The organism is Streptomyces sp. SID13726, from assembly GCF_010548375.1.
Taxonomy (GTDB): domain Bacteria; phylum Actinomycetota; class Actinomycetes; order Streptomycetales; family Streptomycetaceae; genus Streptomyces.
In genome coordinates this window covers 537369-550493 of the sequence record NZ_JAAGLY010000001.1, presented here as the reverse complement: position 1 = coordinate 550493, position 13125 = coordinate 537369, and the positions used below count along the sequence as shown (strand labels likewise).

The following is a 13125-nucleotide window of genomic DNA, read 5'->3' as shown; positions in this document are numbered from 1 at the left end:
ATGGCCCAGAGGCCGAAAAACGTCGCTGCGAGACGACGTTCGCTCAAGTTTCAAACAAGCCGGAGCACACCACCAGGGTTGCAGGGGGTTGCAACTTCCTGACGACTGTGGACGGATTGTGTGCCGCGCCCGGACCCGACCGGCACTATGAGACGGACAGTCAATGGACCGGAGACCGGGAGGACCTGTGCCGCTCTCGCCGACAGACGTGCCGCACCTCGCCGCCGTGGACTCCGCACGCGCGGCCCGGGTGCTGAGCGAGGTCCGCTACGCCACCCTGTCCGGCCAGCGCGCGCCCATGGCCCCGCGCCCCGTGATCGAGGAGTCCTGGGGCCGGATGCTGCGCGGCGGCGTCGACCCCGACCACGACTTCCGGACAGGTCTGCTGCCCCCCGACGAGGTACGGCGGCGCCGGGAGGAGACCCCGCTCCGGCACATCCTGCCGGTGCTGCGGGAGGGCCTGCTGTCGGTCGCGGACGTCGCCCACCACATCATGGTGGTCGCCGACGAGGACGGCCGGGTGCTGTGGCGGGAGGGCAGTTCCCCGGTGCTGCGCAAGGCGGACGGCACCGGCTTCGAACTCGGCGCCGACTGGCGGGAGAGCGTGGTCGGCACCAACGGCATCGGCACCCCGGTGGTGGTGCGCCGGGCCGTCCAGGTCTTCGCCTCCGAGCACTTCGTGCGCTCGCAGACCTCGTGGACCTGCACCGGCGCCCCCATCAAGGATCCCAGGGACGGCCGGCTGATCGGCGTGGTCGACGTGAGCGGGCCGCTGGAGACCATGCACCCGGCCACGCTCGCCTGGGTCGACTCGGTGGCCAAGCTCGCCGAGTCCCGGCTGCGCGAACTGCATCTGACCTCGCTGGAGCAACTGCGGGCGGTGGCCGCCCCGGTGCTGGCCCGGCTGCGCGGCCGGGCCGTGGTGGTGGACCGGGACGGCTGGACGGCGGCGGTGACCGGGATGCCGTACCCGAACCGGATCGCGCTGCCCAAGTCGCCCTCGCCGGGCCGCCGGTGGCTGCCCGCGCTCGGTCTGTGCTCGCTGGAGCCGCTGGCCGGCGGCTGGTTGATCCGCGCCGCCGACCAGCCGGAGCCGCCGGGCGTCACCCGGATCGTGCTGGACCTCGCGCAGCCGCGCCGCTGGACGGTGACGGTGACGAGCGGTGCGGGCACCTGGAGTCACGAACTGAGCCCCCGGCACGCCGAGTTGCTGTATCTGCTGGCCCTGCACCGCGCGGGCCGCAGTGCGGCGGGGCTGGCCGAGGACGTGTTCGGCGATCCGGGCCGTACGGTGACCGTGCGGGCGGAGATGTCCCGGGTACGGCGTTATCTCGGGGCGTTCCTGGAACACCGGCCGTATCGTTTCTGCGAAGAGGCCGAGGTCGAGGTGCTGCTGCCGGGCAGCCCGGGCGACCTGCTGCCGCACTCGACGGCCCCCGCGGTGCTCGGGGCGCGTACCGCCGAGGGGGCGAGTTGAGCCGTCCCCGGGTGCATCTTCCGCATATTTGCGGGGTCTTCGTCCCCCGCGGCGCTCCACTGCCGTAGCATCCCTCTACGGGCCACCCCACCTGCTCCTCGGTCAACGTACGGATCATCAGGCGCAGTTGGCCCGCCTCGGGAGGACGTATGAAGCATCGTGGCAGACACCGCAGGCGCAAGCGGGGCCAGGCGCTGCGCGCCTTCCTGGCCGGGACGGCTCTCGCGCTGACCGCGGCGGCCACCATGATCAGCGCCTCGCAGGCCACCGTGGCCGCCAACCCCGGGGCCCTGAAGGCGCTTTCCTCGGCCGCCGAGACCGCTCCGCTGCGACTGAAGGAACAGCAGGTCCCGCGGCAGACCCTCGACCGGCTCTCCTCCGGGATGGGACACCCGGTCGGCGTCTCGGCCGTCCTCGATTCCGCCGACCGGAACCTGCGCGACGCCATCGACTGCACGGAGGGCGAGCGCCGGGCCCTGCCCGTGGAACCGACCGCCACCGCCGCGTACTGCTGGGACGCCGCCGACACCCGCTCCTGGCGGGCCGGAGCGGTCACCACCTCAGGGGACGCCGACGACGACGGCCTGTGGGGCGCCAACCGCGTGATCCTCTCCGCCTGGTCCCGCACCGGCACCGCCGCCGAGGACGGCGGCCTGGCCCGGGTCGCCTTCGTCGACGCCAACGACCTGAACCGCCTCACCTACTCCTGGGTGCTCCTCGCCGTCCCGGTCGACGGCGGACGCGACTTCCGCGGCCTGGTCTCGCAGGTCTCCGGGATGGTCTGGTACCAGGACAAGCTGCTGGTCACCGCGAGCGGCGAGGACGGCGACGCGCTGTACGTGTACGACATGAACCGCGTCCAGAGGGCGACCGTCGACAGCGGCGCGGTCGGCAAGGTGCGCGGCGGCTGGTCGGCGAACGGCGCCCGGTGGGTGCTGCCCGCCGTCGGCTCGTACCGGCTGACCGACCGGGCGGGCACCACCCGCCCCGACTACCTCTCCCTCGACCGCAGCACCAGGCCGGACAGCCTGGTGGCGAGCGAGTGGGTCTCCGGCGACGGCGACTCGGGCACCCGGCTGTGGCGCTACGACTTCAGCAGCTCCCCGGCCCGCTCCGGTCTCCTCGCCACCGGCGCCGGCGGCTATGCGCGCGTGGCCGAGGCCTACGTCACCAAGGCATCCGGCTCCGGTCCGGTCCTCTCGCACGACTCCCAGTGGTACCTGGGCCGCCCGGCCGACACCGAGGGCGACCACGGCACCCTGTGGCGCCAGAGCGCCTCGGACCACGCCAAGGCCACCCGCTGCGGCACGGACGAGTCCCGCAGCTGCTGGAGCGGGGAGTCGGAGTCCCTGTCGTACTGGGAACAGACGGGCGACGTGTGGTCCCAGTCGGGCAGGGCCTTGTTCGCGGTGCCACTGGGTTCGATCGAACGAACGCTGGGCTGAGGCGCTCGGGAGCCGGGGCTGTATCGATGTGCGGCTCCGTCGCGGGGGCGCGACGAGCCACGACGGCGCCGCAGGCAATCGACATACCTGCCACCCGGATGATTCCCTGACCGGCATGCCGAACATCGCCGTGACCACCTGGTCCCTGGAACAGACCGCTCCCACCGACCTCCTGCCCGCCGAAGCCCCGCAGGGCGACGTACGGATCGTCCGCGCCGAGGTCCCCTCCCCCGAGTTCAGCCGCTTCCTCTACGCCTCGGTCGGCGGTGACATCCGCTGGACCGACCGGCTCGGCTGGACGTTCGCCCAGTGGCGGGAGCTTTTGGAGCGCCCCGGCGTGGAGACCTGGGTGGCGTACGAGCGCGGCACCCCGGCCGGGTTCGTGGAGCTGTCCCCGCAGGACGACGGTGTCGTGGAGATCGCGTACTTCGGCCTGATCCCGGCCTTCCGCGGCCGCCGGATCGGCGGCCACCTCCTGTCGTACGGCACCGCCCGCGCCTGGGACCTCGCGGACCGCTGGCCGGGGCTGACGGACACCAAGCGGGTCTGGGTGCACACGTGCAGCAAGGACGGCGAGCACGCGATGGCGAACTACCAGCGCCGTGGCTTCCAGCTCTTCGACACCAAGGTCGAGGAGGAGGCAGAGGTGCCCGCGCCGGGCCCCTGGCCTGGGGCGTACCCGGCCTGACCTGCGGGAACAAGAGGGCCCGCGATCTTTGTGACCAACGACACCCTTGTCTCACCTGTCGAGACAAGGGTGTCCACATGGCGGATAAAGCTGGACTGTGTCCAGAACGCCGTGACACGCTTCCGTCATGTCTGGAACTGGAATTGCCTTGGTGAGTCGGCGGCACGTCGACCTCGGCCGCATGTCCAGCGCCATCTGTCCGGTGCGCTGACGAGCCGCGGCGTCACCCGACACATCCTCCCGTTCTCCCTCCTGCGCAATGACGCGCATGTACACCCATGCGCCCGTACGCGCAGGTAAGAGCCGCTTTCCGCCTGTCCCGAAGGACGTAGAACCATGGCCGCCACCCCGCAGAACCCTGCTGCCGCAGCGCCCCGCCGCAAGGTGAGCCGTCACCGCGGTGAGGGTCAGTGGGCCGCGGGGCACCACACCCCGCTGAACGGCAACGAGCAGTTCAAGAAGGACGACGACGGTCTCAATGTGCGGACACGCATTGAGACGATCTACTCGAAGCGCGGCTTCGACTCGATCGACCCCAACGACCTGCGCGGGCGTATGCGCTGGTGGGGGCTGTACACCCAGCGCAAGCCCGGGATCGACGGCGGCAAGACCGCGATCCTGGAGCCGGAGGAGCTGGACGACAAGTACTTCATGCTGCGGGTGCGGATCGACGGCGGACGCCTCACCACCCAGCAGCTGCGCGTGATCGGCGAGATCTCCGAGGAGTTCGCGCGCGGCAGCGCCGACGTCACCGACCGGCAGAACATCCAGCTGCACTGGATCCGCATCGAGGACGTCCCGGAGATCTGGAACCGCCTGGAGGCGGTCGGCCTCTCCACCACCGAGGCCTGCGGCGACTGCCCGCGTGTCGTGATCGGCTCGCCGGTCGCCGGCATCGCCGAGGACGAGATCATCGACGGCACCTGGGCGATCGACGAGATCCACGAGCGGTACATCGGCAGCCACGAGTACTCCAACCTGCCCCGCAAGTTCAAGACCGCGATCTCCGGCTCCCCGCTCCTGGACGTGGTCCACGAGATCAACGACATCGCGTTCGTCGGTGTCGAGCACCCCGAGCACGGCCCCGGCTTCGACCTGTGGGTCGGCGGCGGCCTGTCCACCAACCCCAAGCTCGGCGTCCGGCTCGGCGCCTGGGTGCCGCTGGACGAGGTGCCCGAGGTCTGGGCCGGTGTGGTCGGCATCTTCCGCGACTGGGGCTACCGCCGGCTGCGCACCCGTGCCCGTCTGAAGTTCCTCGTCGCCGACTGGGGCCCGGAGAAGTTCCGCCAGGTCCTGGAGGACGACTACCTGAAGCGCAAGATGGTCGACGGTCCCGCGCCCGCCGAGCCCTCGGGCCGCTGGCGCGACCACGTCGGTGTGCACCGGCAGAAGGACGGCCGCTACTACGTCGGGTTCGCCCCGCGCGTCGGCCGCGTCGACGGTGCCACCCTCACGAAGATCGCCGAGGTCGCCGAGGCCCACGGCTCGGGCCGGGTGCGTACCACCGTCGAGCAGAAGATGATCGTCCTCGATGTCGAGGAGGCGCAGGTCGAGCCGCTGGTCGAGGCCCTGGAGGCGCTGGACCTCACGGCCAAGCCCTCGCCCTTCCGGCGCGGCACCATGGCCTGCACCGGCATCGAGTACTGCAAGCTCGCCATCGTCGAGACCAAGGCGCGCGGCTCCCAGCTGATCGACGAACTGGAGCGCCGGATCCCGGACTTCGACGAGCCGCTCACCATCAACCTCAACGGCTGCCCGAACGCCTGCGCCCGTATCCAGGTGGCGGACATCGGTCTCAAGGGCCAGCTGGTCCTCAACGACCAGGGCGAGCAGGTCGAGGGCTACCAGGTGCACCTCGGTGGCGCTCTCGGTCTGGAGGCCGGGTTCGGCCGCAAGGTGCGTGGCCTGAAGGTCACCTCCGAGGAGCTGCCCGACTACGTCGAGCGCGTCCTGAAGCGGTTCCAGGCCGAGCGCGAGGAGGGCGAGCGGTTCGCCGCCTGGGCCACGCGTGCCAGCGAGGAGGCCCTGTCGTGAGCGAGCGGGCGGCCCCCTTCTACTGCCCCTACTGCGGCGACGAGGACCTGCGTCCCAGCGAGCAGGGCCACGGTGCCTGGGAATGCGCGGCGTGCAACCGCGCATTCCAGTTGAAGTTCCTCGGGCTGCTCGCCCGGGGCCTTCAGCAGACCGATTCAGGGGGCGAACGGATATGACCACGGTTCAGGAAGAGCGCACGACCGACGATCTCAAGGCGCTCGCCGAGCAGGCGGGCCGCGACCTGGAGGACGCTTCCGCGCTGGAGATCCTCCAGTGGGCCGTCGACACCTTCGGCAAGCGCTTCTGCGTGACCTCGTCGATGGAGGACGCGGTGGTCGCCCATCTCGCGTCCCGCGTGATGAAGGGCGTGGACGTCGTCTTCCTCGACACCGGCTACCACTTCGAGGAGACCATCGGCACCCGGGACGCGGTCGAGGCCGTGATGGACGTCAACGTCATCACGCTCACCCCGCGTCAGACGGTCGCCGAGCAGGACGCCGAGTACGGCCCCAAGCTGCACGACCGCGACCCCGACTTGTGCTGCAAGCTCCGCAAGGTCCAGCCGCTGGAGCAGGGTCTCAAGAGCTACGTGGCCTGGGCGACCGGGCTGCGCCGCGACGAGTCCCCGACCCGGGCCAACACCCCGGTCGTCGGCTGGGACGAGAAGCGCCAGAAGGTCAAGATCTCGCCGATCGCCCGCTGGACCCAGGACGACGTGGACGCCTACGTCCAGGAGAACGGCGTTCTTACCAACCCCCTGCTGATGGACGGCTACGCGTCCGTCGGCTGCGCGCCCTGCACCCGCCGGGTCCTGGAGGGCGAGGACGCGCGCGCCGGGCGCTGGGCGGGTCGCGCGAAGACCGAGTGCGGGCTGCACTGATGACCGCCAACGCCCTTCGGGCAGACACCAAGGAGTTGCACGTGACGACCGGAGCCACCGTCTGGCTCACGGGTCTGCCGAGTGCCGGCAAGACCACCATCGCGTACGAGCTGGCAGGCCGGCTGCGCGAGGAGGGCCACCTCGTCGAGGTGCTCGACGGCGACGAGATCCGCGAGTTCATCTCGGCGGGCCTCGGCTTCAGCCGCGAGGACCGGCACACCAACGTGCAGCGCATCGGCTTCCTCGCCGAACTGCTCGCCCGCAACGGCGTCAAGGCGCTGGTCCCGGTCATCGCGCCGTACGCCGACAGCCGTGACGCGGTGCGCAAGCGTCACCAGGAGAGCGGCGCCGCCTACCTGGAGATCCACGTGGCGACTCCGGTCGAGGTGTGCTCCGTACGCGATGTGAAGGGCCTGTACGCCAAGCAGGCCGCGGGCGAGCTGTCCGGGCTGACCGGGGTCGACGACCCCTACGAGGAGCCCGAGTCGCCCGATCTGCGGATCGAGTCGCAGAACCAGACCGTCCAGGAGTCCGCGGCCGCGGTCCACGCGCTGCTCACCGAGAGGGGACTGGCATGACGACGACCGTCGCTGCGGTGGAGGAGGGCACGGACGCTCCGTACGCCCTGTCCCACCTGGACGCCCTTGAGTCCGAGGCGGTGCACATCTTCCGTGAGGTGGCGGGTGAGTTCGAGCGGCCGGTGATCCTCTTCTCCGGCGGCAAGGACTCCATCGTCATGCTGCACCTGGCGCTCAAGGCGTTCGCGCCCGCGTCCGTGCCGTTCTCCCTCCTCCACGTGGACACCGGACACAACTTCCCCGAGGTCCTTGAATACCGGGACCGTGTGGTCGCCGCACATGGGCTGCGCCTCCATGTGGCCTCCGTGCAGGACTACATCGACCGCGGTGTGCTGCGCGAGCGTCCCGACGGCACCCGCAACCCGCTCCAGACACTGCCGCTCACCGAGAAGATCCAGGCGGAGAAGTTCGACGCGGTCTTCGGCGGCGGTCGCCGCGACGAGGAGAAGGCCCGGGCCAAGGAGCGCGTCTTCTCTCTGCGGGACGAGTTCTCGCAGTGGGACCCGCGCCGCCAGCGCCCCGAACTGTGGAACCTGTACAACGGCCGCCACGCCCCCGGCGAGCACGTCCGCGTCTTCCCTCTGTCCAACTGGACCGAGCTGGACGTCTGGCAGTACATCGCCCGCGAGGGCATCGAGCTGCCGGAGATCTACTTCGCGCACGAGCGTGAGGTGTTCGCGCGCAGCGGGATGTGGCTGACCGCGGGTGAGTGGGGCGGCCCGAAGGACGGCGAGACCGTCGAGAAGCGTCTCGTCCGCTACCGGACCGTCGGTGACATGTCCTGCACGGGTGCCGTCGACTCGGACGCGGTGACGCTCGAGCAGGTCATCACGGAGATCGCGGCCTCCCGGCTCACCGAGCGCGGTGCCACCCGCGCCGACGACAAGATGTCCGAGGCCGCGATGGAAGACCGCAAGCGCGAAGGGTACTTCTAACCATGAGCACGACCACTTCCGAGGTGCTCTCGGAGACGACCCTGCTGCGGTTCGCGACTGCGGGCTCCGTCGACGACGGCAAGTCAACGCTCGTCGGACGGTTGCTGCACGACTCCAAGTCGGTCCTCACCGACCAGCTGGAGGCCGTGGAGCGCGCCTCTTTGAGCCGCGGGCAGGAAGCGCCCGACCTCGCGCTGCTCACCGACGGGCTGCGCGCCGAGCGCGAGCAGGGCATCACCATCGACGTGGCCTACCGCTACTTCGCCACCCCCAAGCGGCGGTTCATCCTCGCCGACACCCCCGGCCACGTGCAGTACACCCGCAACATGGTGACGGGTGCCTCCACGGCCGAGCTGACGGTGATCCTCATCGACGCCCGCAACGGAGTCGTCGAGCAGACCCGCCGCCATGCCGCCCTCGCGGCTCTCCTGCGCGTCCCGCACGTGGTGCTCGCCGTCAACAAGATGGACCTCGTCGACTACGCCGAGCCCGTCTTCGCCGCGATCGCCGAGGAGTTCACGGCCTACGCGACCGAGCTGGGCGTCCCGGAGGTCACCGCGATCCCGATCTCGGCGCTGGCCGGGGACAACGTGGTGGAGCCGTCCGCGAACATGGACTGGTACGGCGGCCCGACCGTCCTGGAGCACCTGGAGACGGTCCCGGTCACCCACGACCTGAGCCACTGCCACGCGCGCCTTCCCGTGCAGTACGTGATCCGGCCGCAGACCGCCGAGCACCCCGACTACCGGGGCTACGCCGGTCAGATCGCCGCCGGTTCGTTCCACGTCGGTGAGCAGATCACCGTGCTGCCGTCGGGCCGTTCCACGAAGATCGCCGGGATCGACCTGCTCGGCGAGCCGGTCAACGTGGCCTGGACGACCCAGTCGGTGACGATCCTCCTGGAGGACGACATCGACATCTCGCGCGGCGACCTGCTGGTACCCAGCAAGGACGCGCCGCCGACCACGCAGGACATCGAGGCGACCGTCTGCCATGTGGCCGACGCCGCGCTGACGGTCGGCCACCGGGTGCTGCTCAAGCACGGCACCCGTACGGTCAAGGCGATCGTCAAGGACATCCCGTCCCGGCTCACGCTCGACGACCTGTCCCTGCACCCGCACCCGGGACAGCTCGTCGCCAACGACATCGGCCGGGTGAAGATCCGTACCGCCGAGCCACTGCCCGTCGACTCCTACTCGGACTCGCGGCGCACCGGTTCGTTCATCCTCATCGACCCGAACGACGGCACCACGCTGACCGCGGGCATGGTCGGCGAGTCGTTCGCGTCCCCGGAGCCCGTCAAGGACGAAGCCGAGGACGACGGGTGGGACTTCTGACATGAACTCCACCGACTACTTCTCCACGTTCGCGAAGGAGGGCGGCCGCGTAGGCAGCGGCGCGCTCGGCAGCGGGCAGGGCGGAGTGGCGCGATGTGTGCGCTGACGTACGCGCACCGCTTGCGCGCCCTCACCCCCCACCGCCGTAGACGCAGACCTGCCGACCTCCCGGCCACGACCTGAGAGACCGTGACCGCCGGGCCTCCGAGAGGAACACCTCCCGTGCCTGCTTCATCCGCTCTTCGCCGTAGCTTCGCGGTCATAGCCGCGCTTCCCCTTCTTACGCTGGCCGCGTGCGGCTACGGGTCCGACTCCACGGCCGACAACGCCAAGGAGAAGGTCGCCGCCGGTTCGTCCAAGATCGACGGTCTCGACTCCGTCAAGATCGGCTACTTCGGCAACCTGACCCACGGGACCGCGCTCGTCGCGCGTCAGCAGGGTCTGTTCCAGAAGGAGCTGGGCGCCACCAAGGCCGCGTACCAGATCTTCAACGCCGGCCCCTCGGAGATCGAGGCCCTCAACTCCGGCTCGATCGACATCGGCTGGATCGGTCCGTCCCCGGCGATCAACGGCTACACCAAGGCGAACGGCACCAACCTGCGCATCATCGGCGGTTCGGCGTCCGGTGGCGTGAAGCTGGTCGTGAACCCCAAGAAGATCAAGTCCCTGAAGGACGTCAAGGGCAAGAAGATCGCGACCCCGCAGCTCGGCAACACCCAGGACGTGGCGTTCCTCAACTGGATCGCCGACCAGGGCTGGAAGGTCGACGCGAACACCGGCAAGGGCGATGTGTCGGTGGTCCGCACCGACAACAAGATCACCCCGGACGCCTACGCGTCCGGTGCCATCGACGGTGCCTGGGTGCCGGAGCCGACCGCGTCCAAGCTGGTAGCGGAGGGCGGCAAGGTCCTGCTCGACGAGGCGTCGCTGTGGCCTGACAAGAAGTTCGTGATCACGAACATCATCGTGCGGCAGGCCTTCCTCAAGGACCACCCGAAGGCCGTCGAGGCCGTGCTGAAGGCTTCGGTCGAGGCCAACAAGTGGATCAACGCCAACTCCGACCTGGCGAAGGCCGCGGCCAACAAGCAGCTTGAGGCGGACTCCGGGAAGGCCCTTCCTGCGAAGGTCCTGGACCCGGCCTGGTCGTCGATCCAGTTCACCGACGACCCGCTGGCCGCGACCCTCAACACCGAGGCGGAGCACGCCGTCAAGGCCGGTCTCCTGGAGAAGCCGGACCTGAAGGGCATCTACGACCTCACGCTCCTCAACAAGGTCCTCAAGGCCGAGGGCGCCGGCACCGTCGACGCCGCCGGTCTCGGCACCAGCTGATCCCCGCCCGACGAGTTCCCAGGAGGTGACGACCATGGCAACGACCTTCGCCAAGGCCGCGGAGTCGGTGGAGTACGCCGCTCGCCTTGAACATGTCTCGAAGTCCTTCGCAGGACCGGGCGGGCAGCAGCTCGTCCTGGACGACATCAGCATCGATGTCGCGCCCGGCGAGTTCGTCACCCTCCTGGGGGCCTCGGGTTGCGGCAAGTCGACCCTGCTGAACCTGGTGGCCGGCCTGGACAAGCCGACCGTCGGGTCCATCGCGACGGACGGCCGCCCGGCCCTGATGTTCCAGGAGCACGCCCTCTTCCCGTGGCTGACCGCGGGCAAGAACATCGAACTCGCCCTGAAGCTCAGGGGAGTTCCGAAGAACGAACGGCGCGAGCGGACCGAGGCGCTCCTCGAACTCGTCCGCCTGAAGGGCGCGTACGGCAAGCGCGTCCACGAGCTGTCGGGCGGTATGCGTCAACGTGCGGCACTGGCCCGGTCGTTGGCCCAGGAGAGCAACCTGCTGCTGATGGACGAGCCGTTCTCGGCCCTCGACGCCATCACCCGGGACGTGCTGCACGACGAGCTGACCCGGATCTGGACGGAGACCGGTGTGTCCGTCCTCTTCGTCACCCACAACGTGCGCGAGGCGGTGCGGCTCGCGCAGCGGGTGATCCTGCTGTCGTCCCGCCCGGGCCGGATCGCTCGCGAGTGGACGGTCGACATCCCGCAGCCGCGCCGCATCGAGGACGCGCCCGTGGCCGAACTGGCCCGTGAGATCACCGAAGAACTGCGTGGGGAGATCCGCCGCCATGGCCAGCACTGAGACGACGCCGGCGCAGGACTCCGGGAGCGTCGAGGCGGGCCTCGACGCACTGGAGACCACGGCCACCGGCCGTACGCCCTTCAGTCAGACCTTCAAGAACAAGATCCTTCCGCCCATCATCGCCGTCGCGGTGGTGCTGGTGGCCTGGACGCTCCTCTACCCGGTCGTCGACAACCCGTCGAAGCTGCCCTCCCCCGCCGATGTCTGGGGCGAAGTCGAGGACCAGTGGCTCAAGGGGACCCTGTTCTCCTACATCTGGGGCAGCGTCTCGCGCGGTCTGCTGGGCTTCCTGCTCGCGCTGGCCATCGGGACACCGCTGGGCCTGGTGGTGGCGCGGGTGAAGTTCGTGCGTGCCGCGTTCGGTCCGATCCTGTCCGGTCTCCAGTCGCTGCCGTCGGTCGCCTGGGTGGCGCCCGCGGTGATCTGGCTGGGCCTGGACAACTCGGTGATGTTCACGGTGATCCTGCTCGGCGCCGTGCCCTCGATCGCCAACGGTCTGGTGTCGGGCGTCGACCAGGTGCCCCCGCTGTTCCTGCGTGCGGGCCGCACCCTGGGCGCGACGGGCCTGCGCGGCACCTGGCACATCGTGATGCCGGCGGCGCTGCCCGGCTATGTGGCCGGTCTGAAGCAGGGCTGGGCGTTCTCCTGGCGCTCGCTGATGGCCGCGGAGATCATCGCCCAGTCGCCGGACATGGGCATGGGCCTCGGCCAGCTCCTGGAGGTAGGCCGTACCAACAGCAGCATGGCGACGGTCTTCCTCGCGATCCTGCTCATCCTGTTCGTCGGCATCGCGATCGACCTGCTGATCTTCAGCCCGCTGGAGCGGTGGGTGCTGCGCAGCCGCGGTCTGCTGGTGAAGAGCTGAGTCCCATGAAGCCTGTTCTCCTCGTCATCGCCCACGGCAGCCGCGACCCGCGGCACGCCGCGACGGTGCACGCCCTCGTACGCCGGGTGCGCTCGCTGCGCCCGGACGTACGGGTGGAGACGGGCTTCCTGGAGTTCAACATCCCTTCCGTGCACTGGGTGTTGGAGTCCTTGGCGGCGGAGGGTGTCCGTGACGTCGTAGCGCTGCCGCTGCTGTTGACGCGGGCGTTCCACGCGAAGGCGGACATCCCGGCGGTGCTGCGGGACGCGCCGCCGCAGCTGCGGATCCGCCAGGCGGAGGTGCTCGGCCCGTCGCCGCTGCTGCTGTCGGCGCTCGAACGCCGTTTGTACGAGGCGGGGTTGACGCCCGCCGACAAGTCCTCGACCGGGGTCGTGCTGGCCTCGGCGGGGTCCACCGACCCGGAGGCGATCGCAGTGATCGCTGACATCGCGCGGGAGTGGCGGCACACCGGTTGGTGCGCCGTGCGGCCTGCGTTCGCCTCCGCGGCACTCCCCCGCACCGAGGACGCGGTACGGGAGCTGCGCGAACTGGGCTGCTCCCGCGTCGCCGTCGCACCGTACGTCCTGGCTCCCGGCTTCCTCCCCGACCGCATAGCGCGCGGCGCGGCGGAGGCGGATGTGCTGGCCGGGGTGCTGGGGGCGGCGCCGGAGGTGGCCCGGGTGGTGCTGCGCCGGTACGAGGCGGCCTCGGCCCGGGTGTTGCTCTCGGCGAGCGCCTGAGGC

General features: G+C 70.1%; 13 protein-coding genes. All 13 read left to right on the top strand.

The window, feature by feature from the left end:
* Positions 1-187: 187 nt before the first annotated feature.
* Positions 188-1477, top strand: coding sequence for a helix-turn-helix domain-containing protein (locus tag G3I78_RS02295; RefSeq protein ID WP_164421008.1), 1290 nt, complete (start codon positions 188-190; stop codon positions 1475-1477).
* A gap of 149 nt (positions 1478-1626) precedes the next feature.
* Positions 1627-2922 carry a hypothetical protein gene (locus tag G3I78_RS02290; RefSeq protein WP_164421007.1) on the top strand — a complete coding sequence of 432 codons (1296 nt, stop codon included), beginning with the start codon at positions 1627-1629 and terminating at the stop codon, positions 2920-2922.
* A gap of 115 nt (positions 2923-3037) precedes the next feature.
* A complete protein-coding gene (locus tag G3I78_RS02285) occupies positions 3038-3610 on the top strand; it encodes a GNAT family N-acetyltransferase (protein WP_164421006.1) in 573 nt (190 codons plus the stop codon).
* A gap of 336 nt (positions 3611-3946) precedes the next feature.
* The gene (locus tag G3I78_RS02280) at positions 3947-5644 is read left to right on the top strand and encodes a nitrite/sulfite reductase (protein ID WP_164421005.1); all 1698 of its coding nucleotides are present in this window, start codon (positions 3947-3949) and stop codon (positions 5642-5644) included.
* The gene (locus tag G3I78_RS02275; protein WP_164421004.1) at positions 5641-5820 is read left to right on the top strand and encodes a hypothetical protein; all 180 of its coding nucleotides are present in this window, start codon (positions 5641-5643) and stop codon (positions 5818-5820) included. Before G3I78_RS02280 ends, G3I78_RS02275 begins: the two co-directional genes overlap by 4 nt.
* Complete coding sequence (locus tag G3I78_RS02270; RefSeq protein ID WP_164421003.1) at positions 5817-6524, top strand: phosphoadenylyl-sulfate reductase; 708 nt, start codon at positions 5817-5819, stop codon at positions 6522-6524. The genes G3I78_RS02275 and G3I78_RS02270 overlap by 4 nt, the downstream gene beginning before the upstream one ends.
* Positions 6524-7102, top strand: coding sequence for an adenylyl-sulfate kinase (gene cysC, locus G3I78_RS02265; protein ID WP_164421002.1), 579 nt, complete (start codon positions 6524-6526; stop codon positions 7100-7102). The genes G3I78_RS02270 and cysC overlap by 1 nt, the downstream gene beginning before the upstream one ends.
* Positions 7099-8037 (top strand): sulfate adenylyltransferase subunit CysD, encoded by a 939-nt coding sequence (gene cysD / locus G3I78_RS02260; protein ID WP_164421001.1) that lies wholly within the window; start codon positions 7099-7101, stop codon positions 8035-8037. The genes cysC and cysD overlap by 4 nt, the downstream gene beginning before the upstream one ends.
* A gap of 2 nt (positions 8038-8039) precedes the next feature.
* Entirely contained in the window at positions 8040-9374 is a 1335-nt protein-coding gene (locus G3I78_RS02255) for a GTP-binding protein (protein WP_164421000.1), read from the top strand.
* 222 nt (positions 9375-9596) lie between these two features.
* Entirely contained in the window at positions 9597-10703 is a 1107-nt protein-coding gene (locus G3I78_RS02245; RefSeq protein WP_164420999.1) for an aliphatic sulfonate ABC transporter substrate-binding protein, read from the top strand.
* A gap of 34 nt (positions 10704-10737) precedes the next feature.
* Positions 10738-11517 (top strand): ABC transporter ATP-binding protein, encoded by a 780-nt coding sequence (locus G3I78_RS02240; protein WP_164420998.1) that lies wholly within the window; start codon positions 10738-10740, stop codon positions 11515-11517.
* Positions 11504-12382 carry an ABC transporter permease gene (locus G3I78_RS02235; protein ID WP_164420997.1) on the top strand — a complete coding sequence of 293 codons (879 nt, stop codon included), beginning with the start codon at positions 11504-11506 and terminating at the stop codon, positions 12380-12382. Before G3I78_RS02240 ends, G3I78_RS02235 begins: the two co-directional genes overlap by 14 nt.
* A gap of 5 nt (positions 12383-12387) precedes the next feature.
* Positions 12388-13122 (top strand): sirohydrochlorin chelatase, encoded by a 735-nt coding sequence (locus G3I78_RS02230; protein WP_164420996.1) that lies wholly within the window; start codon positions 12388-12390, stop codon positions 13120-13122.
* Positions 13123-13125: the final 3 nt, after the last annotated feature.

Excerpts from the sequence above, each read along its gene's own strand:
- cysD (WP_164421001.1), top strand. The coding sequence starts at position 7,099 with ATGACGACGACCGTCGCTGCGGTGGAGGAGGGCACGGACGCTCCGTAC.
- G3I78_RS02270 (WP_164421003.1), top strand. The coding sequence starts at position 5,817 with ATGACCACGGTTCAGGAAGAGCGCACGACCGACGATCTCAAGGCGCTC.
- G3I78_RS02230 (WP_164420996.1), top strand. The coding sequence starts at position 12,388 with ATGAAGCCTGTTCTCCTCGTCATCGCCCACGGCAGCCGCGACCCGCGG.
- G3I78_RS02290 (WP_164421007.1), top strand. The coding sequence starts at position 1,627 with ATGAAGCATCGTGGCAGACACCGCAGGCGCAAGCGGGGCCAGGCGCTG.
- G3I78_RS02255 (WP_164421000.1), top strand. The coding sequence starts at position 8,040 with ATGAGCACGACCACTTCCGAGGTGCTCTCGGAGACGACCCTGCTGCGG.
- G3I78_RS02285 (WP_164421006.1), top strand. The coding sequence starts at position 3,038 with ATGCCGAACATCGCCGTGACCACCTGGTCCCTGGAACAGACCGCTCCC.
- G3I78_RS02235 (WP_164420997.1), top strand. The coding sequence starts at position 11,504 with ATGGCCAGCACTGAGACGACGCCGGCGCAGGACTCCGGGAGCGTCGAG.
- cysC (WP_164421002.1), top strand. The coding sequence starts at position 6,524 with ATGACCGCCAACGCCCTTCGGGCAGACACCAAGGAGTTGCACGTGACG.
- G3I78_RS02280 (WP_164421005.1), top strand. The coding sequence starts at position 3,947 with ATGGCCGCCACCCCGCAGAACCCTGCTGCCGCAGCGCCCCGCCGCAAG.
- G3I78_RS02240 (WP_164420998.1), top strand. The coding sequence starts at position 10,738 with ATGGCAACGACCTTCGCCAAGGCCGCGGAGTCGGTGGAGTACGCCGCT.